At 68.7% G+C, this 24,498-nt stretch carries 28 protein-coding genes; 7 read left to right on the top strand and 21 right to left on the bottom strand.

The genetic code is table 11. The features are described 5' to 3' along the window. Positions 1-2 precede the first annotated feature (2 nt). Positions 3-482 carry a carboxymuconolactone decarboxylase family protein gene (locus JI745_RS19230; protein ID WP_201810714.1) on the bottom strand — a complete coding sequence of 160 codons (480 nt, stop codon included), beginning with the start codon at positions 480-482 and terminating at the stop codon, positions 3-5. Positions 483-543: 61 nt separating this feature from the next. Then, the gene (locus tag JI745_RS19225) at positions 544-1,446 is read right to left on the bottom strand and encodes an RNA polymerase sigma-70 factor (protein WP_201810711.1); all 903 of its coding nucleotides are present in this window, start codon (positions 1,444-1,446) and stop codon (positions 544-546) included. A 109-nt stretch (positions 1,447-1,555) separates the two neighbouring features. Here JI745_RS19225 and JI745_RS19220 point away from each other — a divergent pair, with 109 nt between their 5' ends. Beyond that, positions 1,556-2,821 carry a pitrilysin family protein gene (locus tag JI745_RS19220; RefSeq protein WP_236675051.1) on the top strand — a complete coding sequence of 422 codons (1,266 nt, stop codon included), beginning with the start codon at positions 1,556-1,558 and terminating at the stop codon, positions 2,819-2,821. A 1-nt stretch (position 2,822) separates the two neighbouring features. On the opposite strand, the gene JI745_RS19215 is transcribed toward JI745_RS19220, so the two are convergent. Next, positions 2,823-3,779: an AraC family transcriptional regulator gene (locus tag JI745_RS19215; RefSeq protein WP_404932821.1), complete on the bottom strand. Its 957-nt coding sequence runs from the start codon at positions 3,777-3,779 to the stop codon at positions 2,823-2,825. Positions 3,780-3,894: 115 nt separating this feature from the next. Here JI745_RS19215 and JI745_RS19210 point away from each other — a divergent pair, with 115 nt between their 5' ends. Continuing rightward, on the top strand, positions 3,895-5,109 hold the full coding sequence (locus JI745_RS19210) for an MFS transporter (RefSeq protein WP_201810702.1): 1,215 nt from the start codon (positions 3,895-3,897) through the stop codon (positions 5,107-5,109). Positions 5,110-5,119: 10 nt separating this feature from the next. After that, the gene (locus JI745_RS19205; RefSeq protein ID WP_201810699.1) at positions 5,120-6,142 is read left to right on the top strand and encodes an NADP-dependent oxidoreductase; all 1,023 of its coding nucleotides are present in this window, start codon (positions 5,120-5,122) and stop codon (positions 6,140-6,142) included. 34 nt (positions 6,143-6,176) lie between these two features. On the opposite strand, the gene JI745_RS19200 is transcribed toward JI745_RS19205, so the two are convergent. From JI745_RS19200 to JI745_RS19180, 5 genes are all read right to left on the bottom strand, one after another. After that, complete coding sequence (locus tag JI745_RS19200; protein ID WP_201810696.1) at positions 6,177-6,608, bottom strand: YciI family protein; 432 nt, start codon at positions 6,606-6,608, stop codon at positions 6,177-6,179. 103 nt (positions 6,609-6,711) lie between these two features. Then, on the bottom strand, positions 6,712-7,116 hold the full coding sequence (locus JI745_RS19195; protein WP_236675050.1) for a VOC family protein: 405 nt from the start codon (positions 7,114-7,116) through the stop codon (positions 6,712-6,714). A gap of 66 nt (positions 7,117-7,182) precedes the next feature. Further along, positions 7,183-7,764, bottom strand: coding sequence for a 5-formyltetrahydrofolate cyclo-ligase (locus JI745_RS19190; RefSeq protein WP_201810691.1), 582 nt, complete (start codon positions 7,762-7,764; stop codon positions 7,183-7,185). 81 nt (positions 7,765-7,845) lie between these two features. Further along, the gene (locus tag JI745_RS19185) at positions 7,846-8,838 is read right to left on the bottom strand and encodes a PHB depolymerase family esterase (protein WP_201810688.1); all 993 of its coding nucleotides are present in this window, start codon (positions 8,836-8,838) and stop codon (positions 7,846-7,848) included. Positions 8,839-8,885: 47 nt separating this feature from the next. Further along, positions 8,886-9,140, bottom strand: a complete 255-nt coding sequence (locus JI745_RS19180) for a hypothetical protein (protein WP_201810686.1) — start codon at positions 9,138-9,140, stop codon at positions 8,886-8,888. Between the two features lie 201 nt (positions 9,141-9,341). On the opposite strand from JI745_RS19180, the gene JI745_RS19175 reads away from it, so the two are divergent. The 3 genes from JI745_RS19175 to JI745_RS19165 all read left to right on the top strand — a co-directional run bounded on the left by JI745_RS19175 (position 9,342) and on the right by JI745_RS19165 (position 10,545). After that, positions 9,342-9,824, top strand: coding sequence for a hypothetical protein (locus tag JI745_RS19175; RefSeq protein ID WP_201810682.1), 483 nt, complete (start codon positions 9,342-9,344; stop codon positions 9,822-9,824). Between the two features lie 66 nt (positions 9,825-9,890). Then, positions 9,891-10,133 (top strand): glutaredoxin domain-containing protein, encoded by a 243-nt coding sequence (locus tag JI745_RS19170; protein WP_201810679.1) that lies wholly within the window; start codon positions 9,891-9,893, stop codon positions 10,131-10,133. Between the two features lie 28 nt (positions 10,134-10,161). Beyond that, on the top strand, positions 10,162-10,545 hold the full coding sequence (locus tag JI745_RS19165) for a hypothetical protein (protein ID WP_201810676.1): 384 nt from the start codon (positions 10,162-10,164) through the stop codon (positions 10,543-10,545). Positions 10,546-10,596: 51 nt separating this feature from the next. On the opposite strand, the gene JI745_RS19160 is transcribed toward JI745_RS19165, so the two are convergent. The 3 genes from JI745_RS19160 to JI745_RS19150 all read right to left on the bottom strand — a co-directional run bounded on the left by JI745_RS19160 (position 10,597) and on the right by JI745_RS19150 (position 13,023). Continuing rightward, entirely contained in the window at positions 10,597-11,253 is a 657-nt protein-coding gene (locus JI745_RS19160; RefSeq protein WP_201810673.1) for a peroxiredoxin, read from the bottom strand. 47 nt (positions 11,254-11,300) lie between these two features. Next, positions 11,301-11,888 (bottom strand): dihydrofolate reductase family protein, encoded by a 588-nt coding sequence (locus tag JI745_RS19155; protein WP_201810670.1) that lies wholly within the window; start codon positions 11,886-11,888, stop codon positions 11,301-11,303. Positions 11,889-11,991: 103 nt separating this feature from the next. Then, entirely contained in the window at positions 11,992-13,023 is a 1,032-nt protein-coding gene (locus JI745_RS19150) for an RNA polymerase subunit sigma-70 (RefSeq protein ID WP_201810667.1), read from the bottom strand. Between the two features lie 91 nt (positions 13,024-13,114). Here JI745_RS19150 and JI745_RS19145 point away from each other — a divergent pair, with 91 nt between their 5' ends. Next, positions 13,115-15,418 carry a DUF4034 domain-containing protein gene (locus JI745_RS19145; protein ID WP_201810664.1) on the top strand — a complete coding sequence of 768 codons (2,304 nt, stop codon included), beginning with the start codon at positions 13,115-13,117 and terminating at the stop codon, positions 15,416-15,418. 10 nt (positions 15,419-15,428) lie between these two features. On the opposite strand, the gene JI745_RS19140 is transcribed toward JI745_RS19145, so the two are convergent. The 10 genes from JI745_RS19140 to JI745_RS19095 form a co-directional block, all read right to left on the bottom strand. Beyond that, a complete protein-coding gene (locus tag JI745_RS19140; protein ID WP_201810661.1) occupies positions 15,429-16,517 on the bottom strand; it encodes a porin in 1,089 nt (362 codons plus the stop codon). A 118-nt stretch (positions 16,518-16,635) separates the two neighbouring features. After that, on the bottom strand, positions 16,636-17,532 hold the full coding sequence (locus tag JI745_RS19135) for a sugar phosphate isomerase/epimerase (RefSeq protein WP_201810658.1): 897 nt from the start codon (positions 17,530-17,532) through the stop codon (positions 16,636-16,638). Beyond that, positions 17,529-18,449, bottom strand: a complete 921-nt coding sequence (locus tag JI745_RS19130; RefSeq protein WP_201810656.1) for a VOC family protein — start codon at positions 18,447-18,449, stop codon at positions 17,529-17,531. The genes JI745_RS19135 and JI745_RS19130 overlap by 4 nt, the downstream gene beginning before the upstream one ends. 9 nt (positions 18,450-18,458) lie before the next feature. Further along, the gene (locus JI745_RS19125; RefSeq protein ID WP_201810653.1) at positions 18,459-19,292 is read right to left on the bottom strand and encodes a shikimate dehydrogenase; all 834 of its coding nucleotides are present in this window, start codon (positions 19,290-19,292) and stop codon (positions 18,459-18,461) included. Between the two features lie 25 nt (positions 19,293-19,317). Continuing rightward, positions 19,318-20,316: a TRAP transporter substrate-binding protein gene (locus tag JI745_RS19120; protein ID WP_201810650.1), complete on the bottom strand. Its 999-nt coding sequence runs from the start codon at positions 20,314-20,316 to the stop codon at positions 19,318-19,320. A gap of 29 nt (positions 20,317-20,345) precedes the next feature. Next, positions 20,346-21,626, bottom strand: coding sequence for a TRAP transporter large permease subunit (locus JI745_RS19115; RefSeq protein ID WP_201810648.1), 1,281 nt, complete (start codon positions 21,624-21,626; stop codon positions 20,346-20,348). Then, positions 21,623-22,162 carry a TRAP transporter small permease gene (locus JI745_RS19110; protein WP_201810645.1) on the bottom strand — a complete coding sequence of 180 codons (540 nt, stop codon included), beginning with the start codon at positions 22,160-22,162 and terminating at the stop codon, positions 21,623-21,625. The genes JI745_RS19115 and JI745_RS19110 overlap by 4 nt, the downstream gene beginning before the upstream one ends. Before the next feature lie 107 nt (positions 22,163-22,269). Beyond that, positions 22,270-22,959, bottom strand: a complete 690-nt coding sequence (locus tag JI745_RS19105; RefSeq protein ID WP_201810642.1) for a TetR/AcrR family transcriptional regulator — start codon at positions 22,957-22,959, stop codon at positions 22,270-22,272. Between the two features lie 36 nt (positions 22,960-22,995). Then, positions 22,996-23,454: a type II 3-dehydroquinate dehydratase gene (locus JI745_RS19100; RefSeq protein ID WP_201810639.1), complete on the bottom strand. Its 459-nt coding sequence runs from the start codon at positions 23,452-23,454 to the stop codon at positions 22,996-22,998. Beyond that, complete coding sequence (locus JI745_RS19095; protein ID WP_404932820.1) at positions 23,451-24,449, bottom strand: TRAP transporter substrate-binding protein; 999 nt, start codon at positions 24,447-24,449, stop codon at positions 23,451-23,453. Before JI745_RS19095 ends, JI745_RS19100 begins: the two co-directional genes overlap by 4 nt. Positions 24,450-24,498 lie beyond the last annotated feature (49 nt).

Here is a 24,498-nt window from a genome sequence, read left to right as displayed (position 1 = left end):
CCTCAGGACAGCCCGGCCTTGTCGAGCCCGAACGCCTTGTCGTGCGAGCCCGGCACGCCGCGGAAGCCAACGTTGAGCCGGTTCCAGCCGTTGATCGCCATCACGAGGAAGCTCAGGTCCGACAGCTCCTTCTCCGACAGCTGCGTGCGCACCTTGTCGTAGACGTCATCGCCGACACCGTGCGCACCCAGCGTGGTGAGTGCTTCGGTCCAGGCCAGCGCCGTCCGCTCGCGCGGCGAGAAGAGCGTCGACTCGCGCCAGATCGCGAGGTGGTGCAGGCGTAGCGGGCGCTCGCCGTGGATCGTGGCCTGCTTGACGTGCATGTCGACGCAGAAGCCGCAGCCGTTGATCTGCGAGGCGCGGATCTCGATCAGGTGCTGGATCGTCGCGTCGATCGCGCCGCCCTTGGCCGCGGTGCTGAACTCGAGGTACTTCTTGAAGAGCTCGGGCGATTGCTGCATGTAGTTGATGCGCTGGGTCATGTCGTTCACTCCTGTGGGTTGATGGAAACGGCTTCCATGCCCAACAAGACGTGCGAGCCCTTCAACCTGTGACAGCAGCGGCGATGCGGGCCAATTTGTCGGGATTGCGCTGCACGCGGATGCGCAGGATGCGCTCGCCATCGGTCTCGAAGGTCTGCGCCGATTCGAGTGCGCCATCGATGAAGCGCAGCAGGCCCCACTCGCCGTTGAGCCGCACAAGCTGCACGCGCTGGCGCTCGTGCAGCTTGCGGTGTGCCGCGTAGAAGAGCTGGGCGATGCGCTGCCCGCCCTGCAGGGGCTTCGGGAAGGCGAGCACCTTGCCGCCGCCATCGCCGATCAGCTCGGCCTCCTCGCTCAGCATGGCGCGCAGGGCGCCGAAGTCGCCTTGCGTCATCGCCTGTGCGAACTGGCTGAGCAGCCGATGGTGCGTGTCGGGCGTCACGCGGTAGCGCGGCCGCTCGTCGGCGAGCTGCTTCTTCGCGCGGCTGACGAGTTGCCGGCACGCCGGCTCGGCCTTGCCGACCATGCGGGCGACCTCGGGGTAGTCGACGTCGAACACCTCGCGCAGCAGGAAGGCCGCACGCGCCTCTGGCGAGAGCCGCTCCAAGAGCATCAGGAACGCGACCGAGAGGTCGTCGGCACGCTCCAGCAGGTCCTGCGGGCTGTCGGCCGACTCGGTCAGCACCGGTTCCGGCAACCACATGCCGGTGTAGTGCTCGCGCGCCACCCTGGTCGCCCGCAGCCGGTCGATCGCAAGCCGCGTGGTCACGGTGACGAGCCAGGCCTCGCCGTTGTCGGGCGGGTCGGCCTGCGCGTCGTGCCAGCGCAGCCACGCGTCCTGCACCACCTCTTCAGCCTCGGCCACGCTGCCGAGCATGCGGTAGGCGATGCCCTGCAGGCGCGGTCTCAGGCGGGCAAAGGCCTGGGTCGGGTCTTCGAGGCGGGTGGGTTCAGGGGCGTCCATGGGCAGGGCATTCGAGCAGTTTTCCAATAGACGTTCGAGCGGGCGGGTTTGTGACAGCCGCGGTCGCGTGGCGGACACTACGCCTTTCGATGTCGTTCTGCACCGTACCTTGAGCACCCCCCGCCTGCACACCCTTCCCAACGGCCTGCGCATCGTCGCCCTCCCCATGCCCTGGCGCCAGACGGCGAGCCTGAGCGTCTTCGTGCGCACCGGCAGCCTGCACGAGACCCGCGCGCAGAACGGCATCAGTCACGTGGTCGAGCACATGGCCTTCAAGGGCACGGCCACGCGCGACTGCCAGCGCATCAACCTCGATGCCGAGCGCCTGGGCGCAGAGGTCAACGCCCACACCGACAAGGACCACACCGCCTTCCACATCGAAGGCCTGCCGCACGACCTGCCGACCTTCGTGGCGCAGATCGCCGACATCGTGCGCCACAGCACCTTCCCCGCCGACGAACTGGAGCGTGAGCGCCAGGTGATCCAGCATGAGTTCACCGAGTTCGACGAAGACCCGGTGACCATCGCCTTCGACCTCTTCGACAAGGCGAGCTACGGCGACCAGCACCCCGCCGGCCGCCCGGTGATCGGCAACCGCGCCAACATCAAGCGCTTCACGCGCGACGACCTGCTGGCCTACGTGCAGCAGCAGTACACCGCCTGCAACGTGGTCGTGGCCGCCGCTGGGCCGGTGGACGAGGCCGCGCTCATCGCGGCCACCGAGCGCGCCTTCGGCGACATGCCGCGCGGCGAGCCCAACACCGTGCCGCCGCCCGAGTGGCACGGCGGCGTGAAGCTACGGCGCCTGTCGGGCAGCGCGCAGTGCCAGATCGTGCTCGGCTTCGCTGCGCCGCCGCTCGCCGATGACGCGCACCTGGCCGACGTGCTCGCCGCCGCGCTGCTGGGCGAAGGCATGAGCTCGCCGCTGCTCGATGAGATCCGCGAGCGGCGCGGCCTGGCCTACCAGGTGGGCTGCTCGGCCGACGTGTACCCGCTCGCCAGCCAGTTCGTGATCGACGGCGCGACCGAGCCGGCGCAGGCCGAAGCCTTCATCACCGAGGTGGCGCGCCTGCTGCGGCAACACGCCGAGCACATCGATGAGGAGGGCCTCACGCGCGCGCGCAACCAGATCAGCGTGCGGGCCCTGCGCGCGCTGGAGCAGCCGGCCAAGCGCATGGAAGTGGCGGCGCAGGAGCTCTTCACCTTCGGCCGCCTGCGCGAGCCGGGCGAGTGGCTCGCGCGGCTGAAGGCGGTGGATGCTGCCCAGGTGCAGCGGGTGTTCCAGCGCATGCTGGCCAGCCGCGCCGCGGTGGGCCTCGCGGGCAGCGTGCCGGCGAAGCTGAAGGACCGCGCCGCCGAGCTGTACGCGGTCTGAATCAGCCCGGCGTGAGCAGCGCCGTGCGCGCCGCGCGGTGCTCGGCCCGCGCCGTGCTCGGCGGGTGGCCGATGATGCGCTTGAAGGCGCGACTGAACGAGGCCTCGGAGTCGTAGCCCAGCCGCTCGGCCGCGGTCGCCACGCGCATGCCTTCCTGCGCGATCCAGCGCCGCGCCTGGAACATCTTCAGCTTCGCCACATAACGCGCCGGCGTTTCGCCGACCGTGGTGGTGAAGGCTTCGGCGAATCGTGAGCGGGACGCGCCCATCAGCGCCGCCAGTTCATGCACCGGCCAGTCGCGCTCGGGCTGCGCATGCACGGCGGCGAGCACCTTGCCGATCGACGGGCAGCGCACCGCGGCGATCCAGCCGGTGGCGTCGCTGCAGGCGCACTCGACCCACGCGCGGATGATGCTGGCGGCCAGCACGTCGGCCAGGCGCGCGAGGATGCCGCAGGCGCCGATGCGGTCCATCGCCACTTCGCGCTCCATCGCATCGAGAAGCGCGGGCACAGCCGGGTCACGCTGGGCCAATTCACCGGCGCGCATCACGGGCGGCATCATCGCCACGAGCGGGTGCAGCGGGTCGAGATTGAAGCGCAGCGCGCCGCAGAACATCACGTCGGGCTCGGCTGTCTCTTCACGCTCGTCGCGCACGAGGTAGAGGTTGTCGGCGACCTTGCGCCGGTTCATCGTGTCGATGTCGACCGGCGGCACCTCGGGCGAACTGGCGAGCACATGGGCACTGCCTCGCGGCAGCAGCACCGCGTCGCCCGGGTTCAGTTGCAGCCAGTCGGTGGTCGGCGTGCGCAGCCAGCAGCCGCCCCCGGCGACGAAATGGAAGCGCGCCGAGCCTTGCGGCGGGAAGCTGATGGCCCACGGACCGTGCAGCACGCAGCGCCCGTACTCCACGCCTTCGAGGCGCAGGTTCAAGAGGATCTCGGTCAGTGCGTCGGGCACACCTTGTGGCTCGGGAAGCCTGGACGAATGAGCAAGCATTTCGGCATTTCTGGCATGGAAACGCCGAAATGCTACGCCTAAGCTGGCCGCTCGTCTTCCCAACTGTCGTTTGCCAATGTCCGCCACCTGCCCCGATTGCGTCGCCATTGCCGGCGATTCCCCTGCTTCCGCCACGCCTTCCGACACCCACTGGCCCGCCATCGGCGCCTTGGGCCTGGGCGTCTTCGGCCTCGTCACCGCCGAGTTCCTGCCGGCCAGCCTGCTCACCGCGATGGCCGCCGACCTGCAGGTGAGCGACGGCGCCGCCGGCCAGGCGGTCACCGCCACCGCACTGGTAGGTGCGGTCGCTGCTCCGTCGATCCCGCTGCTCACGCGCCGCTTCGACCGCAAGCACGTGATGCTCGCGCTGACCGTGCTGCTGGTGCTGTCGAACCTGATCGCGGCCACCGCGAGCAGCCTCGCCACCTTACTCGTCGCCCGCGTGATGCTGGGCGTGGCGCTCGGCGGCTTCTGGTCGATGGCGGCGGCGCTCGCGATGCGGCTCGTGCCCGAGCCGCTCTTCGCCCGCGCGATGTCGGTCATCCTCACCGGCGTGTCGGTCGCGACCGTCTGTGCCGCGCCCATCGGCGCGTGGATGGGCGACCTCTGGGGCTGGCGCAGCGCCTTCGTCGCCGCCGGCGCGGTGAGCGTGATCACGCTCCTGGCGCAGTTCTTCACGATGCCCGCCCTGCCCCCACGCGACAACCCGAGCCTGCGCGTGCTCGGCGAGCTGCTCACACGCCCCAGCGTGCGCGTGGCGCTGCTCGCGGTGGTGCTCGTGATCTCGGGCCACTTCGCCGGCTTCACCTACATCCGCCCGCTGATGGAGCAGGTGACGCACCTGCCCGTGAGCGCGATCACCGCCATCCTGCTTGGTTATGGCGTGGGCGGCTTCTTCGGCAACTTCGCCGGCGGCTACCTCGCCGGGCGCAGCGAGCGCCACGCCATCGTGGCCGGTGGCGCGCTGATCGTGGTGCTGGCGGCCAGCCTGCTGATCGCCGGCCACTCGGCCACGGTGACGGCGATCGCGGTGGCGCTGTGGGGCTTCGCGTTCGGCGCCTTCCCGGTCGGCTTCCAGACCTGGATCGTGCGCGCCGCGCCCGACCAGGCCGAAGGCGCCGGCGGCCTGCTCGTCGCGGCCTTCCAGATCGCCATCGCCAGCGGTGCGATTGGCGGGGGCCTGCTGGTCGACCACGTCGGCGCGCTCGGTGCGCCCGGTTTTGCGGTCGCGGCGATCACGCTTGGCACGCTGCTCACGCTGCGCCACGGCCCTCGCCGGGTGCGCATCTGAGGAAGACACGATGACCACCCTCAACCGCCGCATCGTGCTCGCATCCCGGCCCAAGGGCCGGCCGCAGCCGGGCGACTTCCGACTCGAAACTCAGCCCGTTCCCACGCCTGCCGAAGGCCAGGTGCTGCTGCGCACGCTGTGGCTCTCGCTCGACCCGTACATGCGCAACCTGATGGACGAGGTCGGCCCCGGCTACGCGCCCCCGATCGAGATCGGCGCGCCCCTCGTCGGCGGCACGGTGAGCCGCGTCGTGGCCTCGCGCCACCCGCAGTTCGTTGAAGGGCAACTCGTGCTCGCCAACGCCGGCTGGCAGGACCACGCCCTCAGCGACGGCAGCGACCTGCAAGTGATCGACGATCTCGCCCAGCCTTCACACGCCCTCGGCGGCCTGGGCATGCCGGGCTTCACCGCCCACGTGGGCCTGCTCGACATCGGCCAGCCACACCCCGGCGAGACCGTGGTCGTGGCGGCCGCCACCGGCGCCGTCGGCGCGATGGTCGGCCAGATCGCCAAGCTGAAAGGCGCGCGTGTCGTCGGCATCGCGGGCGGTGCCGAGAAGGTGCGCCATGCGGTGGAGGTGCTCGGCTTCGACGCCTGCCTCGACCGCCACGACCCGCGCCTCGCGGCACACCTGGCCGAGGCCTGCCCGGGCGGCATCGACGTCTATTTCGAAAACGTCGGCGGCGAGGTGCTCGACGCCGTGCTGCCGCTGCTCAACCTGAACGCGCGCATCCCGGTCTGTGGCTTCATCGCGCACTACAACGACGACGGCACATCGACCGCGCCCGACCGCCGCGCGCAGCTGCTCGCCACCGTGCTGCAGAAGCGTGTGCGCATGCAGGGCTTCATTATCCTCGACCACTACGGCGAGCGTTTCGACGCCTTCCAGCGCGAGATGCGCGAATGGGTCTCAAGCGGCCGCGTCAAGCTGCACGAAGCGCGTGTCGTCGGCCTGGAAAACGCACCCGCCGCCCTGGTCGGCCTGCTCGACGGGCACCACCTCGGCAAGGTGGTGGTGCAAGTGGCCGATTGACGTGGCCGATCGACCAGACGGCCGAGGCCTGGGCTCAGATCCGCGTCTCGCCGCCCAGCTGCTGGCGCAGGCGCTCTTCCTGCGCCTGCAGTTCGGGCGTGAAGGCCTCGCCGAAATCGGCGGCCTCGAAGAAGGGGCGGATCTCGATCTCGGAGTCACTCTCCATCGGGTTGGGGCAGCGCTTGACCCAGGCGACCGCCTCGTCCATGTCCTTCACCTCCCAGACCCAGTAGCCGGCGATCAGCTCCTTGGTCTCGGCGAAGGGGCCGTCGATCACCGTGCGGTTCTGGCCCGAGAAGGCGACACGCTTGCCGCGCGAACTGGGGTGCAGGCCGTCGCCGCCTTTCATGATGCCGGCCTTCACCAGCTCTTCGTTGTAGTTGCCCATTGCGGCCATCAGCTCGGTGCTGGGCATCTTGCCGGCTTCGGATTCGGGGCTGGCCTTCACGATCACCATCACGCGCATGTCGTTCTCCTGGAGGGTTGAGCGAGCCGGGTTGGAAAAATGGGTGGCTCTGATGACACGACGGGCAGGCCCTCCCCAAATCGACACGCCGGCCGGAATATTTTCACGTGGCGATCTCGTCGTAGCCCCGGCCCACGAATTCGATCAGGCAGAACCCGTTGCCGTACGGGTCGGAGAACATCGCGAGCTTGCCCCAGCTCGCCAGCTGCACCGGCTTTTCCTGGATGGCTCCGGCCGTCAGTGCCTGCCGCACCGCGACGGTGATGTCGGGCACTACGATGTCGAGGTGCACCGGGCACCAATGCCGGCTGTAGCTGCGCACCTGCGTGCCGCCGGGCACGGGCGAGCTGCCCGCCGGCTTTTGCAGCAGGTAGATCGGCACCGGCCCGCCGAGCAGCTCCACCACCTCGCCGCCGAAGCGGCGGCCGGGCCGCAGGCCGAACGCGTTGCAATAGAAGGCTTCGGCGCGCGGCAGGTCGGGCACGTCGATGTTGACCAGCATGTCCATGGGCACCTCCGGTCGGAGTGGAGCACGCCGCGTTCCGCCGGTGGTGGAGCGCCGCCGCCCTTCAGTTCAGGTGCCGGGGCGCTGCCACATCACGCCTTCCTCGGTCAGCATCACGTCGACCGTGAGGTCGTCGGGCTCCGCGCGCAGCATCGGCAGGAACCCATGCGCATAGCCCACGCCGATGGTGAGCGGCCGCGGGTTCAGGCTTTCGATGGTGCGGTCGTAGAAGCCGCCGCCGTAGCCGAGCCGCACGCCGCCCGGCCCGTAGCCCACGCAGGGCAGCACCAGGAGGCCGGGCTTGAACTGGTCGGTGCCCTTGGGCTTGGGGATGTCGTGGGCGTCGAGTTCCATCTCGCAGCCCGGGTACCACACGTGGAAACGCAGCTCGCCGGTGAGCTTGTCGGTCACCGGCAGGCCGATGCGGCGCGGCGAGCCTTCGGGGCCGCCCTCGCTCCAGCGGAAGAGCGCCGGCAGCGGGTCGAACTCGCCCTTGATCGGCCAGTAGGCGCCGATGGTCGATTCCTTGCGGCTCACGAGCCAGGCCCGCAGCACCTGCTGCAGTTGCACGGCGCGCTCCAGGCGGTCAGGCAAGGCCTGGCGGGCGGCGATGAGCTTGGCGCGCAGGGCGCGGCGTTCTTCGGGGGTCATGCGCTCGGTCCTTGTCGGTCCTGGTAGGTGGCGCGAGATTGTGCAGGACGAGGCCCGCCTCGCCTCCAGCGCCCACCGGCCTCAGGCCCCGAACTGACGCTGCACAAACTGCCACGCCATGCGCGAGGCATCGGGGCCGCGCGGGTCGCTGTAGGGCTTGCGTGCGGCACCGCCGCTCCAGGCGTGGCCCAGCGTGTCGACCTCCACCAGCCGCGCCACGGTGCGGCCGCGGTGCGCGTAGTCGGTGACCGTCATCGCATGGCGCTGGCCGCGCTGCATGCGTTTCGCCTCCGCTGCGGTGGCCCCGGCCGCATCGGCCCACAGGCTCGCGGTGGCCTGCGCATTGCGCGTGGCGACCACGCGGTCGTGCGCGCCATGGATCACCATCAAGGGCGGCAGCCGCTGCGTGCTGGCAAGAGGCGTGAGCAGCTGGCGGCCGCGCATGGCGCGCACGGCCGCCGCACCGCTGTCGGCCGAGCCTGGTGCCACGCCCGAGTGCATCACCACCGCCTTGAAGCGCGCCGGGTGACGGGTGGCCAGCAGCGCGGCCATGCTCGCGCCGGCCGAGAGCCCGATCAAGGCCACGCGGGTCGCGTCGGCCGGGTAGAACAGCACCACCTGGTCGATCGCCTTGAGGATCAGCGAGGCCTCGTGGTGCGCACGGCCGGAGCGGGTGTCAAACCAGTTCCAGCAGCCTTGCGGGTTGGCCACGCGGTCCTGCTCGGGGTAGACCACGAGGAAGCGCTCCTTGTCGGCCAGGCGGTTCATGCGGGTGCTGAGCGCGAAGCTGCGGGCGTCCTGCCCGCAGCCGTGCAGCATCACCATCACCGGCACCCGCTCGGCGTAGTGCAGGCCGGCCGGGCGGTAAACATGAAAGCGCAGCAGGCCGGTGAGGCCCATCGCCACGCCGGGCAGCCAGTCGCCCGGCCCCGGTGGCGGCTGGCGCTTGGCCGCTGCCGCCTTCGTCACCTGGCCGAGCTGCTGCCGGCCGTGCTGCAGGCTCGCGCGCGTCCACGCCGAGACGCTGCGCTCGAACGACTTGGCCCAGGCGCTCGCGAGCGTGCGTCGGGCCATGGGCCTCACTCACGCGATCGATGCGGCTGGGCGTGCCGGTGCGTCAGTCAGTTGACGGTGTCCTTGGCCGCGTCCTTGGCGTTCTCGCCGTGTCGCTTGGCCTTGGCCTTGTGGCCCTTCGCCTTGGCCTTGTGCAAGGTCTTCTCCGGCTGGTCGGACACGGCGGCCTTGGCGTTCTCGGCGCCTTGCTTGGCGGTCTCGGCGGTGGCCTTGGCCGATTCCTTCACGGCCGTGCCGGCCTGTGCGAAGGCGGTGCCCGCGACGAACAGCGCAGCCAGGGCGACGGTGAGTTGCTTCTTCATGGGATTCTCCTGAGGGCTTGCGGGCGCGGCCACCATGGCCTGCGCTTCCACGGGTGTGGATGCTGCCTGCTGCACTGCGTCAAAGCCGTCAGCCGACCCAGGCGCGCGCTGTAGGACGTTGCCGCGAGCGGCTCCGCCGATTGAAGGAAGCCAGGTCGCCCGGAAAGCGCGACGATTGGCCGCACCGTCACGGAGCGCGCCATGTCCAAGGAAGACCAGGAAATCTTTTACAAGCTCGTGAAAGCGGGCGCCAAGCAATCGGTCAAGCATGGCGCCGCCAAGCTCGACCTGTCGGATGAAGTGGCCGCCTTCCTCGCGGAGCAGCTGTCGTTCACCTTCGACCTGGTGAAGAAGGGCGCCAGCCTCAGCGCCGGCGAGCTGACGGTGCGGCTGCTGCAGAAGAACCTGAGCATTGCGCGCATCGCGGCCGACAAACGTTTCGACTGCGCCATCGCCTTCACCGTGCTCGGCCTCTCGCTCACCAAGGCCGTGGCCTACACGACCTTCACCGGCCCGGCCCACTTCGCCGTCACGGCGGTGGAGCTCCTGGCCGAGTGCTACAGCGTCGACAAGTCGTGCGGCATCTCCGACGCCGCCTACCAGGCCGCCGAAAAGGTGGCCCTGCCGGCCGCGATGTGGCTCGAGCAGGGCATCGTGCAGTGGATGTCGCGCGGCGGTTATTGACGGCGGCGGCTTTCAGCCGGGGCGCCCGCACCTCACGCCCGGGCCTCGCGGCCTACACTCGGCGGCATGAACCTCAACATCGTCGTCTACTCCAAGTCGGCCTGCCCACAATGCGACCAGGCCAAGATGCTGCTCAAGACCAAGTCGATCGACTTCACGGAAGTGAAGATCGATGACGAAGCCGAGCGCCTGGCCTTCTTCGAGAAGTGCGGCCCCTCGGTGAGGCAGATGCCGCAGATCTTCATCAACGAGCAGCGTGTGGGCGGCCTCGCCGGCCTGCAGGCGGCGCTCACGCAGCTGGGGCGCTGAAAGGCCCTCGCGGTCGAGCGCTCACACGATGCGGCTCGACCCTTATCTCTCGTTTGCCGGCTATGCGTTTTCGCTGCAGCGCGACGACGTGCTCAAGCAGCGGGGCACGCCCCTTCGCGCGCAGCGCAACGAGATCGGCCTGAACGAGCTGGACTACGGCGACGTCGTGCTGCGCTTCCAGGACAGCGGCCGCCTGGAGGAGATCACCGTCGCGGCCCCGGTGCTGCACCTCGGCACGGTGGCCATTCCGTTCGAGAACCTCGAGCCCTTCGTGACGGAGCAGGACGCACAGGCGTTCTGGCGCTTCCGCTTTCTCGTGAGCCCGGCGCTCGGCCTGGCGTTCGACCCGAGCCAGCCCGCCTGGGTGACGGCGCTGGCCCGGCATTGCCTGCCGCAGTGGGAAGCGCTGTGACGCGCTCCCCTTGCGGCCTCAGCGCGGCTGAGGCGCTTTGGTGAACACGCCTCAGCGCGGCTGAGGCGTGGTGCGCAGGTAGGGCTTGATGGTCTTGAAGCCGGGGAAGGATTTCTCGGCCTCCTCGTTGCTGACGGCGGCGGTGATGATCACGTCCTCGCCCTGCTTCCAGTTCGCCGGCGTGGCCACCTTGTGCTTGGCGGTGAGCTGCATCGAGTCGAGCACGCGCAGGATCTCGTCGAAGTTGCGGCCGGTGGTCATCGGATAGGTCAGCATCAGCTTGATCTTCTTGTCGGGGCCGATGATGAAGACCGAGCGCACCGTGGCGTTGGTGGCGGGGGTGCGGCCCTCCGACGTGCCGGGCTCGTCGGCCGGCAGCATGTTGTAGAGCTTGGCGACCGCGAGGTCGGTGTCGCCGATCATCGGGTACTTGACCTTGGCGCCCTGCGTTTCCTCGATGTCGGCGACCCACTTCTCGTGGTTCTCGACCGGGTCGACCGACAGGCCGATCAGCTTGCAGTTGCGCTTGGTGAACTCGGGCTCGATGCGGGCCATATAGCCGAGCTCGGTGGTGCACACCGGGGTGAAGTCCTTCGGGTGCGAGAAGAGGCAGGCCCAGCTGTCGCCGATCCAGGTGTGGAAATCGATGCGGCCCTGGGTGGTCTGGGCCGTGAAGTTGGGGGCGGTGTCGTTGATGCGCAAAGACATGGCGGGCTCCTGTCGGTGAGAGGGTGACAGAAGAGTTTAGGCGTGCCTCAATCCCTTGGCGACACCTCGAAATGCAGCGCCACGATTTCGGAGCCGGGCAAGTGACGCTGACCGAGCAAGCTGATGCGCTGCGTGACACCTGGCGCGAAGAGCGGCACGCCGGCCCCCAGCACCACGTTGCCCACGAGCAGGTGCAGTTCGTCGACGAGGCCGGCGGCGAAAAGGTCCTGCCACACCATCGTGCCGCCGTACATCAACAGGTCGCGGCCGGCGCCAGCCTTGAGCTGCGCGACGCGGGCGCGCGACGCGGCGCGGCGCACCACCTCGGCATCGGGCCAGGCGGCATCGGGGCCGCGCACCAGGGTGTCGCTGACGACGAGCTTGCCCACCGAGCGGACGAGCGACGCGATCTCGCGCTGCACCGGCTCGGCGCTCGCATCGCGCTCCACCTGCGGCCAGTAGCCCTCGAACATGCCGAAGGTCGTGCGGCCGAACACCAGCGTGCCGGCCCGGCGCAGCAACTCCAGGTTGTGCTGGTCGAAGGCCGCGCCCATGGGCAGGCCGCTGAGGTCGCCTCCCGGGCCGGCGAGGTGACCATCGAGGGACATGAGTTGGCTGACGATGAGCTTGGCCATGATGAGCGATCACCTTTCCGTGGTCTGCAGGGATGCACCGCCCGGCCGATCCGGGGGCGTCAACCACTGAGAGACACGGCGAAGCGAAAACTCATCGGTCGCGTCAGGAAAGCTCTTCGTCAAGCCCGAAGCGGCGATAGAGCGCAGGGTCGAGGAAGCTGTGCAAGCCAGCGATGCGGCCCCCACGCACGCTCAGCAGGGTGATGGCGCCAAGCCGGAAACGGTCGTCGCCCTCGGCCTTCATGTAGCAGGCATAGCCCGGCTGGCCGTTGGCCCACAGCGGCCGCATGCGCCACGGTGTGGCGAACACCCGCTCGGCGATGAACTTCTCCACGTCTGCCACCCCGTCGAACCACGAGGGCAGCGGCGGCATGGTGAAGCGCACGTCGTCGGTGAAGAGGCGCACCAGCGCCTGCACGTTGCGCGCATCCCAGGCGCTGAGGAAGTCGCCCAGCAGCCGCTGCAGGCCGTCTTCACCGAGCGACAGCAGCTCGGCCGGCTGCGACACCGCGGGCAGCCGCTCCCTCACCGTCTTCTGCGCGCGCTGCAGCGCACTGTTGACCGACGCGACCGAGGTGTCGAGCATGTCGGCGACCTCCGCTGCCGAGTACTCCAGCACCTCGCGCAGCAGCAGCACCGCGCGCTGCGTCCCTGGCAGATGCTGCAAGGCGGCGACGAAGGCGAGCGCCACGCTCTCGCGGCGTGCGAGCGTGGCCGCCGGGTCTTCATGCGCCTCGCCCCGCCACGGGGCGTCGTCGTCCGGCAGGGGCTCCAGCCAGATCGGCCCGGTGACCATCTCGCCCAGCTCGGCCGTCGTGTGCAGCGGCGGCGCGTGGTCGGGCGACTCGCGCCGCCACGGCCGCTGCGAGATCAGACGCAGGCAGACGTGGGTGCTGATCTGGTACAGCCAGGTGCCGAGCGCACTGCGCCCCTCGAACGACGCGAGCCCGCGCCAGGCGGCGAGCAGCGTCTCCTGCAACGCGTCGTCGGCATCGTGCGGCGAGCCGAGCATGCGGTAGCAGTGGCGATGCAGCCGGTGGCGGTGCGGGGCGACGAGGCGGTCGAAGGCGGCGGTGTCGCCGGCACGTGCACGAAAGAGCTCATCAGGCTCGGCAGGAGACGGGGAGAGCGACATCGGCGCATTCTGACGGGCGTGGAAGAATCCGGCCGAGCTTGTCAGGGAGGCATGCCAGATGGTTGAAAAAAACCGAGACACAGAGGTCGACATGCCCGTGTTCGACCGCTCGGCCTACCCGCGGCGCTACCGGCTGGAGTCGACGTGGCGCGCGCTGCTGGGGTTGTTCTCGCTGGCATTGCTGGCGGCCGCTGCAGGACTGATCGCCTTCCAGCACCTCGGCCCCGGGCTCAAGTCCTTGCCGCCAGAGGTCGGCACCGTGCTCACCATCGGTTGCGCCGCGCTCGCCCTCTTCGGCCTGAAAGGGCTGGTCGGGGTGGCCACGCACGAGGTCGTCCTGACCGCCGACGCGATCGACGTGCGCGGCCTGTGGGCGACGCGCAGCATCGAGTGCACGCAGATCGCCGGCTGGCGCCGCACCCACAGCGGCCTCAAGCTGGTGCTGCAGGCCGGACGCAGCGTGCCGCTGAGCAGCCGACTGGAGCGCGACGACGCCTTCGATGCCTGGCTGCTGCGGTTCCCTGACCTGGACCTGCAAGACCGCATGGCCGCCCGGAAAGTCGTGCAGCACGATCGCGCATGGGGCGCCACCCCCGATGAGCGTCTCACGCGCGCGGCGCGTCATGCGACGGCGACCCGTGTCGCGGTGTTCGTGCTCTCGGCCTTGACCATGGCCTCGCTCCTCAGTCACCGCCACCTCGACTGGCCGCTGTTTGCCGTGGCCGCCGTACCGCTGCTCGTGCTGCTGGTCGCCACGCTGTCACGCCGGCGAATTCGCATCGACGTCTCACCGCACGACCTGCGCCCGAGCCTCTACCCGTTGCTGGCGGTGGCCAGCGTGGTACTCGCCGCGCGGCAGGGCATGGAGGTCGAGATGCAGCAGTGGATCGAGGTGGTGCTGCCCGCCCTTGCAGCCGGCGCCGTGCTGGGCGCCTGGGCCTGGTCCGCCGCAGCCGATGGCACACCGGGTGCGCAGCGGTGGGCCGCCCTCCCCTTCGTGTGCCTCTACGCGGGCGCGCTGCTCGTGATGCTCAATGTGCACCTGGACCACGCACCCGCGACCGCATCCGAACCCTCGGTGGTGACCTTCAAGCGCTGGAGCGGCGAACGCTGGCGCACCTTCACGCTGAAGCTCGACCCGGTCACTGCCAAGGGGAAAGCGCGTCAGGTCCACGTCCCGCTCACCGCCTTCAACAACGTGAGCCCGGGTGAAACGGTCTGCGTGCTCGAACGCAGCGGCCGCCTGGGCTGGGCCTGGACCGAGGTGCGCCCCTGTGCCTTGAGCCCCACGGATGCCATTCGCAGAGCGCTCGCACTCGCCGCCTACGCCCCCGAACGCCGGGGGCCGCTGCTGCAGTTGCTGATCGCGCAGCGCTACGACGAGCTTGATGCCCACCTCGGCCGCCTGCAGCAACGCTTCGAGCAGCGCGAGATCGACTCGGTCGAACTCCTGGCCGCCTATCGCAACTTCTATGACCCCAACCCGGAGCTCGATGCGCTGTTCGACGCGTGGATCGCGAGTTTCCCCTCGTCGTACCCCGCCTACCTCGCGCGCGGCGTGCATCGCAGGTTCCAGGCCGAGCGCCTGCATGGCGCGGGCTTCGAGCAATGGGTTTCGCCGCGCGACAACGTCGAGCAGGTGACCGACCAGCAGATCGCCGACCTGGAGCACTCGACCCGGCTCACGGCCAAGCCCTTGCTGTCTTTCCTGCACATGATGGACGCCGCCCGCTACAGACAGCAGCGCGAGGAACTGCGACGGTTGCTGGACCGGGGCCTGAAGGTGGACCCCGGCAGCCTCGCGCTGACGCGCAAATACCTCGCGATGCTCGGGAACGATCTCCCGGCCATCGCCGCCTTCGTCGACGAATGCGAGAAGGCCGGCATGCCGGACAACACGCTTCGCACCTTGCGCGCCATCCAACTCACGCGGCGTGCGTGGGCCCTTCAGCGTCAGAAGGACCAGGACGGTGCGCTGGCGCTCTTCCGCGAGGCCGAGTCGCTCAAGCCCTATGCCGAAGACATGGCCCTGGCCCAGCTTGAAGCGGCGCGCATCCACACGCAGCGCAAGCAGTTCGACATCGCCCTGCCCTTGCTGGAAAGCTCGGCGGTGGCCGCTCCGGACAACAGCTCGGTGCATGCCCACATGGCGCACGTGCTGTGGCAAGTCGGGCGCCAGAAAGAGTCACTCATCGCCACGCGGCAGGCGGCCGAACTGGGGGCCGTGCGATCGCAGGCCTACCTGGGTGAGCAGTTGCTCAAGGGCGAATTGATGCCGCGTGACGAAGCGGAAGCCGCGCGCTGGCTACAACGCGCGGCTTCCGGCGGTGACCAGGGTGCGAGAACCTTGCTGCGCGACAACCCGCAGTTGCGCGACGCGCGTTCGCAGCCCTGATGAGCCCCCTTTACCAAGCCATGCGCAGGCCGAGCTGGAACACCCGGTTCTCGCTGATGTGGTCCTTCAGGTCCCCGGTCGAGAACGACAGGCCCGAGTACAGGAAGGTGCTCTTCGACAGCGCATACCAGCCCATCACCGCGGCCTTGCCCAGGGTGGCGTTGCTGCCGGCGGCGTTCTCGTACTTCACGCCGGTGTAGTTGGCGCCCAGCGTGAGCTGGCCGACCGGCACCTGCACGCCGAGGGTGTAGCCGTTGATCTCGTCGGCGGTGAAGCTGCCGCCGGGGCCGGTGACGATGAGGTTGCTGCCGATGAAGGCACCGTTGCCGGCCCCGAGCGCGAGGTCGGTGTTCATCTGGATGCCGCCGAGCAGCTTCAGCACGCCGAAGTTGTAGTTGGCGCCGACCGTGAGCGACTTGTTGGTGTCGGCGCCCGTGGCGCGCGATTCGTTCCACTCGTAGGACGCGGCGATGTTGAACGCGCCCGCGCCATAGCCGGCCCGCACGCCGTGGAAGCGATCGGCGGTGCCTTCGCCCGGCGCCACCTGCAGCGTGCCGACGAAGCCGCCGAGGTTGGGCGTGGCGAGCTGGATCACGTTGTTGGCGCGTGGCGCGTTCAGCCAGAAGGGCAGGTTGCGGCCGACGTTGGTGCTGGCCGTGCCGGGGTTGGCCACCGAGGCGTTGCCGTAGGGGTTGGTCATGCCCATCACCGAGTCGGAGAGGATGTACTGGCGGCCCAGGCGCAGCTCGCCGAGCGACGCCTGCGACAGGCCGACGAACACCTGGCGGCCGAAGGCGAGACCCCCCTGCCCCAAGGCGCCGGTGTCGGCGTTGAGGCCGCTCTCGGCCACGGCGTTGGCCTTCAGGCCGCCGCCCAGGTCTTCGCTGACGCGGATGCCCCAGCGCGAGCCGTTGAGGCCGTTGACCACGCCATCGTTGAGGCGCCACACGCTCGCGCCGCCCGAGGCGCTGCCGGGCTTGTAGTGGTTGAGGCCGAGGTCGAGCAGGCCGTAGAGCGTGACGCTCGATTGCGCGTGGGCACCGCCCGAGGCGAGCATTGCCGCGGCCAGCGCCACGGGTTTGAGGAAACGTGCGTTCATGAAGGATCTCCTGGTCTTGGAATGGGGTGGTCCGTTGAAAAGCGCCGGGCAAAAGAACGCCCTGCCCGGGCGCTGGAGCCATGTCGCCCGGGGTGGTGAAAGGGGTGTGGGTCGGGGTCTAGCCTTGCCGCTGCGCCTGCCGCAAACGGAGTTGGTTGGGCTGCGGCGCGGCACGCCTCAGCACGTCATCGGCCAGCCACTGCGCGGAGCGCCAGGCGCGTTCGCACACCATCGGCAGCGGCATCTGCACGTAGTCGTCGTTGAACACCTCAAAGCTGTAGTCGCCCGCGTAGCCGAGCGCATCGAGCCGCCGCACCATCTCCACCACCGTGGCGGTGTGCACGCCCTCGCCCGGGAACACGCGGAAGGTGCGCGCGGTGGCCATGCGCTCCTCGAAGGTTCGCGTCTCCTGCCACATGAAGTCGGACAGCTGCACGAGGAAGATCTTCTCGGGGTCGATCTCGTCGATGGCGTCGAGCGGCGTCTTCGCGGCCAGCGCGTGGAAGGAGTCGAAGCACAGGCCGAGGTTGGGGCAGTCGGCGCGGCTCACCACGTCCCACGCGGTGGTGTACTCGTTGACCGTGCGGCCCCACGACAGGCCTTCGTAGGCGATGCGGATGCCGTGCGGGATGGCGAGCATCGCGAGCTTGCGCAGGTCGCGCGCGATGTGGTCGAGGTCGGTGCTCGCGTGTGTCGACGTGGACGAACAGGCGAGCAGCACGTCGCAGCCGAGCGCGGCGCACATCTCGAGCATGGTCTTCGCGATGTCGAGCTTGTAGTGGTGCAGGTGGCCACTCAGGCCCTCGAAGTCGCGCAGCACCTGGAAGCCGGTGCCGCGCATGCCGCTCGCCTTCACCGCCGCCACCGCGGCACGCCAGCCTTGCGGATGGCCGACGAGGTCGTTGGCCTTCAGCATCACCTGGTCGAAGCCGGCGGCACACATGGCCTCGAGCTTGGCCTCCAGCGGCCCGGCCAGGCTGATGGTGTCCATGCCGAAGCCGAAGACCGGTGTCATGGCGCGGCCCCGCTTTGCACGAGCTCGAAGGCCACGCCACCGAGGTAGGTCTTCGTGAGCGCACCGCGCCGCTCGGTGTGCGCGGCGTCGGTCTCCACGAACTCCATGCCGAGGGCGCGCAGCGTGCGCACCGCGGCCAGCACGTCGGGCACGCCGAGGCCGATGCGCTGGAACTGCTCGGCCGGCGACACCGCATCGAGCGGCGGCTCCACCAGTTGCAGCATGAAGCCGTTGGCCGGCTCGGTGGCCGGTGCCTGCAGCAGCTTGCCCGCCGGCAGGATGCCGAAGCGCTGCTCGTCAGGGATCAGCGTGGTGCCCAGCAGCTCGGCGTAGAACTCGATCCAGTCGGCGCTGCGCCCGAAGCCGATGTACTGCACGACGCCGAAGAAGTGCAGGCCCGGGATGCCGGCCGGCTTCGACTCGACCGACGGGATGGGCACGAAGTCCACGTCGTAGATCGAGAACTCGCGGTAGCGGTCGACGAAGTGTATGCGGCTGCCGCCCACGCCGTGGATGGCGGGAATGTTGAGCTCCATCGCGCGCGGATGGGTGGGCGCGTCCCAGCCGCCGCGCTCGAGCACGTGGCGGTGCACCTCGTTGGCATTGCGCACGCGCAGGGCGATGGCGCTGATGGTGGGCGTGGCCGGTGCGGTGGAAGGTGCCTCGGTGCCGGCCACCGGGTGCGCGTTGACGATGAGGTTGAGGCCGCCCTGGCGGTACAGCATCACCTCGCGCGAGCGGTGGCGTGCCACCGGGCGGAAGCCCATCATCTCCAGCACCTGGCCCAGGGCCTGCGGCGCGGAGGTGGCGTATTCGACGAACTCGATGCCGTTCAGCCCGAGCGGATTGTGCTCGTCGCTGAACGAGGCCTGCACGGGCTCGCGTGCACGAACGGGGTCCAGAAGCAGGTCGCTCATGACAACCTCCTAGTACTGCAGACGCGCGAGCGACCTGAGGTGCTCAGGCGTCGTCGTCGGAAAGCCGAAGAACTCCAGGTACGGCGGGATCATCTCGAACAGCATGTCGCTGCCCACCTGCACCCGGCAGCCGCGTGCCTGCGCGGCCTGGAGAAACGCGGTCATCTCGGTCCTCATCACCACCTCGCCGACGAAGGTGCCGGGCGCGAGGCGCGACGCATCCACGGGCAACGGATCACCCGCGTTCATGCCCAGCGGCGTGGCGTTGACGACCAGGTCGAAGCCCTCCGGGTCGTGGCGGCCGGTGCTCACCTCGACCGCGCCGAAGTGCGCGTGCAGGCGTTGTGCCAGCTCGTCGGCCGAGGCGGGGTTGAGGTCGAACAGCGCGATGTGCGCCACCTTCGCCGCCGCAAGCGAGGCCGCGATGGCCGAGCCCACGCCACCGCATCCCACCACCAGCGCCCGTGCGCCAGCGAGACGCAGTCCCTTGCGCTCGATGCCGCGCACGAAGCCCGTGCCGTCGAACTGGTCGCCGATGAGACGGCCATCGGCCCCGCGCTTGACCGCATTGCACGCACCGGCCACGCGCACGCTGGCGGTCGCCTCGTCGAGCAGCTCGACCACGCTGACCTTGTGCGGCATCGTGATCAGCGCGCCGCGCAGGTTCTCCAACTGGAAGAGGCCCTTGAGCGTGGACGCGAAGGCTTCGGGCCGGCACCCCATCGGCACGACCACCGCGTTGATGCCGGCCGATTCGAAATAGGGGTTGTAGACGAGCGGCGCCTTGAAGGCGTGGGTGGGGTAGCCGAGGTGCGCGATGACCTCGGTGCTGCCGTCGATCACGATGAACTGCTCCGTGGAGGACTGGTTACTTCCGCGCCGCCTCGATGTCGGCCAGCACGGCCTTCACCGTCGCTTCGCCCACGCTCGCGGTGTGCTTGGCGATCACGGGCTTCATCTTGTCGCGCAGCTTGGCCATCTCGGCGGGCGGCAGCTCGCTCACCTGCATGCCGGCTTTCTTCAGCGCGTCGAGGATGCCGGCCGCGGCCGATCGCGACTGCTCACGCTGGAACCTGGCCGACTCGGTCGCCGCATCGCGCACGATCTTCTGTTCGGCCGCCGAGAGCGAGTCCCAGAACTTCTTGCTCACCACCACCGACTGCGGGTTGTACTGGTGGTTGGTGAGCGTCATGTACTTCTGCACCTCGAAGAACTTGCCGCCCTGGATGGTGGCGACCGGGTTCTCCTGCCCGTCGACCGCCTTCTGCTCGAGTGCGGCATAGAGCTCGGGGAACGGCAGCGGCGTGGGGTTGGCGCCGAGCGCGGTCACCCAGTCGATGTTGATCGGGTTGGGGATCACGCGCAGCTTCAGGCCCGCGATGTCGTCGACCTTGGTGACCGGGCGCTTGCTGTTGGTGAGCTGGCGGAAGCCCAGTTCGTAGTACGCAAGCCCGACCAGGCCTTTCTCTTCCAGCTTGGCGTGCAGCTGCTGGCCCACCGCGCCGTCGACGACGGCCGCCACTTCCTTCGGGTTCGAGAAGAGGAAGGGGAAGTCGTAGACCGCAAAGTCCTTGACGATGCTTGCGAAGATGCCCGAGTTCATCGAGGCCATCTCCAGCGTGCCGCCTTGCAGGGCGGAAACGTTGGCCTGGTCGCTGCCGAGTGCGCCGCCGGGGAAGATGTTGACCTTGAGCTTGCCGGCCGATTTCGCTTCCACGAGCTCGGCGAACTTCTCCATGCCGAGCACGATGGGATGGCCCTTCGCGTTCTGGTTGGCGAACTTGATGGTGCGCGTCTGCGCGTGGGCAGCACCGAGGCTCGCCACGGCGGCGAGGGCGACGAGGCTTTGGAGGAAGAGGCGTTTCATGGTGAGTTGTCTCCGTTGGGGATGTGGGGTCAGCCGTAGAACCAGCGCGCCGGCACGGTCACGAGTGCGGGGAAGAAGACCATCAGGAACATCACGCCGAACTGCGCCAGCATGAACGGCCACACGCCGCGCGTGACCGCGTCCATGCTGACCTTGCCGACACCGGCCACGGTGCTGAGCACCGTGCCCACCGGCGGCGTGATGAGGCCGATGGCGTTGTTGATGACGAAGAGCACGCCGAAGTACACCGGGTCGATGCCGGCGGCCTTCACGAGCGGCATGAAGACCGGCGTGAGGATCAGGATGGTGGGCGTCATGTCCATCGCCGTGCCCACGAGCATGGTGATGATCATGAGCATCATCAGCAGCAGCGTGGGGTTGTCGAGCAGCGGCTTGAGCAGGCTCGTCAGCTCGGCCGGCAGGTTGGCCACCGTGATCATCCAGGCCGACACCATGGCCGCCGCCACCAGGAACATGATCACCGCGGTGGTCTGCGCGGCCGAGAGGAAGAGGCCGTAGAGCTGTGAGAGCTTGAGCTCGCGGTAGACCACCGTGGACACGAAGAGGGCGTACACCGCGGCCACCACGGCGGCCTCGGTGGGCGTGAAGACGCCGAACTTGAGGCCCACCACCACGATGGCCGGCAGCACGAGCGCGAAGGTCGCGTCGCGCAGCGCCTTCAGCACCTCGCCGCGGCTCGCGCGGGGCGCGGGCTCGATCTTTTCCTGGCGCACCAGCACCCACCAGGTGACCCAGAGCGCCGCGCCCAGCATCAGGCCGGGCACGATGCCGGCCATGAAGAGCTTGGAGATCGACACGTTGGCCGCCACGCCGAAGACGACGAAGGCAATGCTCGGCGGGATGACGGGCGCGATGATGCTGGCCGAGGAGAGCAGCCCCGCCGAGCGCGCGGTGTCGTAGCCGGCGCGCTTCATCATCGGCAGCAGCAGCGCGGAGAGCGCCGCCGCGTCGGCCACCGCCGAGCCCGACAGCGCCGCCATGATGATCGCGGCCATGATGCCCACGTAGCCCAGGCCGCCGCGCACGTGGCCCACGAGCGTCATCGCGAAGTTGACGATGCGCCGCGACAGGCCGCCCGCGTTCATGATCTCGCCGGCCAGCATGAAGAAGGGCACGGCCAGCAGCGGGAAGCTGTTGGCGCCCTCGATGGTGTTCTGCGCCAGGATCTGCGCGTCGAACATGTCGAGGTGCCACATCAGCGCGGCGCCACACACCAGCAGCGAGAAGGCAATCGGCACACCCAGCGCCATGGCGCCCAGCAGCGCCGTGAGGAAGATGGCGATGGTCATGGCCGGCCTCGCTCTTCGGCGTGGGGCTTGTCTTCGGTGTCGGTCACGCCGATCAGCTCGGCATCGGAGAGGCGGCCGCTGAACAGACGCATCAGCTCGATCACGATGAAGAGGCCAGCCAACACCGCGAACAGCACCCCGCTCGCATAGAGCCAGGCCATCGAGACCTGCATCACCGCGCTGGTGGTTTCAAGGTTGATCACCGCCTGCTGCCATGCGCCCCGCCCCATCAGGAAGCAGACGTAGAGCATCAGACCGTGTGCCGCCACGAAGCAGGCCTTGCGGCCGGCGAGCGGCAGGCGCGACACCAGCGCATCGGTGCCCAGGTGCGCGTGCTTGCGCACCGCGACGATGGCACCGAGGAAGGTCATCCACACGAAGAGCCAGCGCGAGAGCTCCTCGGACGCCGTGATGCCCGAGTTGAAGCCGTAGCGCAGCACCACGTTGCCGAACACCATCAGCACCATCAGCGCGAGGCAGGCCACCATCAGCACGCCGAAGAGGCGGCACAGTCCATCGATCGTTCTGTCGAGCATTCCTTGTCTCCGGCCTGAAGTTTTGTACGAACTGGTTAGTTTTCCATCGGGTGGAAACACCTAGCCCGCTTCCGCCTGCGCGGAAGGCGCACGAAACCGGACGAAGCTCAGCCTTTGCGGACGAAGCGCACGATCATCTCGACCACGTTTTCGCGGCGCTCGGCAATGTAGGCCGGCGACGTCATGTCGAGCTTGAAGATCAGGCCGAAGGTGTGGCGATTGGAGACGTTGAAGAAGCTCAGGGCGGAGATCGACGCATGGATGTCGATCGGGTTCAGGCCGCGGCGGAAGATGCCGGCCTTCACCCCGCGCTCGTAGAGGTTCTTGATGGCGGCGATGGCCGGCACGTTGAGCTCCTGGATGCGCGGGCTCTGGGCGAGGTACTCGCCGCGGTGGATGTTCTCCGACATCACGAGGCGGATGTAGCTCTCGTGGTGCAGGTGGTGGTCGAAGGTGAAGGCGACCAGGCGGCGCAAGGCTTCCTCGGGCTCGAGGTCCTGCAGGTGCAACTCGGCCTCGACATCGCGCACGCGGCGGTAGGCCTCTTCGAGCACGGCGAGGTAGAGGCCCTCCTTGCTGCCGAAGTAGTAATAGATCATGCGCTTCGACGTGTTGGTCGCCGCGGCGATCTCGTCGATGCGTGCACCGGCCAGGCCCTTCTCGCCGAACTCGGCCTCGGCCACTTCCAGGATGTTGGCCTGGGTGCGTTCGGGGTCGTTGGTGCGCGTGGGCTCCTTGCGCGCCGCCGACCCCGCACGCTTTGCCACAGGACGCGCACGCTGTACTGGTTCGTTCATTCCGGCAGTTTAAGGGCCGGAATGCCACCCCGACCATCAGGCCGCCTTCGCTTCCTTTGCCCACTCCACGAGGGTGCGGAAGGCCGCGGTGTACGAGCGCCAACCCAGCCCCTGCACCGTGCCCCTGACCGCGGGCGAGATGATCGAGTGCGCTCGCCAGGCCTCGCGTGCCGCGATGTTCGACATGTGCACCTCGATCACCGGGAAGGGCATGGCCTTGATCGCATCGTGCAGCGGCACGCCGTGCTGCGTGAGGCCGGCGGGGTTGACCAGCGCGCCGGCGGCGAGGTCGATGTGCTCGTGGAACTTGTCGATGAGCGCGCCTTCGTGGTTCGACTGGAAGGTCTCGACGTCGACCTCCAGCTCGCGCGCCAGCGCCACCAGCTTCTCGTTGATCTCGGCCAGCGTGGTGGTGCCGTAGATGTGCGGCTCGCGGCGGCCGAAGAGGTTGAGGTTGGGGCCGTGCAGCACCAGGATCTTCGGGCGCGCGCTCATGGCTTCACTGCCTTCGCGAGCTCGGCCTGGTAGAGCTTGACGATGGCCGGGTCGTAGGTCGCGGCGAAGCGCTCGGTCACCGGCTTGGCGATGTCGCTCATGCGGGCACGCTGCTCTGCGCTCACTTCGTTGTACTGCATGCCCTTCGCCTGCAGCTCGCTCACCGCCTTCTGTGCCGCCGCGCGGCTCGCCTGGCGCTGGTAACCGCGCGCTTCGTTGGCGGCGTCGTGCAGGATCTTCTGCTCGGTGGGCGAGAGCCTGTCCCAGAACTTCTTGCTGACCAGGATGATGTTGGCCGCGTAGACGTGCTGCGTGGCGCTCACGTACTTGTTCACCTCGAAGAACTTGTTTGACAGGATCACCGCGAACGGGTTCTCCTGCCCATCGACCGCCTTCGATTCCAGCGCCCCATAGAGCTCGGCAAACGGCATGGGCACCGGGTTGGCCTTGAAGGCCTTGAAGGTCTCGAGGAACACCGGGTTGGGGATCACGCGCAGCTTCAGGCCGTCGAGGTCTTCGGCTTTCTGGATCGGCCGCCTGCTGTTGGTCACGTTGCGAAAGCCCAGGTCCCAATAGCCCAGGCTCACGAGGCCCTTCTCCGGTAGCTTGGCGAGCAGCGCTTGGCCGAACGGCCCGTCAAGCAGCGCATCAGCCTGCGCGTAGGTGCCCACGGCAAAGGGGAAGTCGATGAGCCCGAACTCCTTCACGATGCCCGCCAGCGAGGTGGTCGCCGGGGCCGACATCTCCTGCACACCACCTTGCAGCGCCGACTGTTGCTGCAGCTCGTTGCCGAGCTGCGACGACGGGAACTCCTGCACCTTGAGCTTGCCGCCGCTCTTGGCGGCGACGAGCTCGGCGAAGCGCTTGGTGCCCAGGCTCACCGGGTGGTCGGGGTTGTTGAGGTGGCCGAACTTGAGGGTGCGGTCCTGGATGTCTTGCGCCAACGCGCCAGCAAAGGCCAGCGCGAGTGCGGTGAAGGTGATGAGGCGTTTCACGGTCGGTGTCTCCTGTCGATGCAGCCCTCGTCGGGGCGGTGCGCGGCAT

The organism is Piscinibacter sp. HJYY11 (assembly GCF_016735515.1).
Classification (GTDB): Bacteria; Pseudomonadota; Gammaproteobacteria; order Burkholderiales; family Burkholderiaceae_C; genus Rhizobacter.
This window is presented reverse-complemented; position numbering and strand designations above follow the sequence as displayed.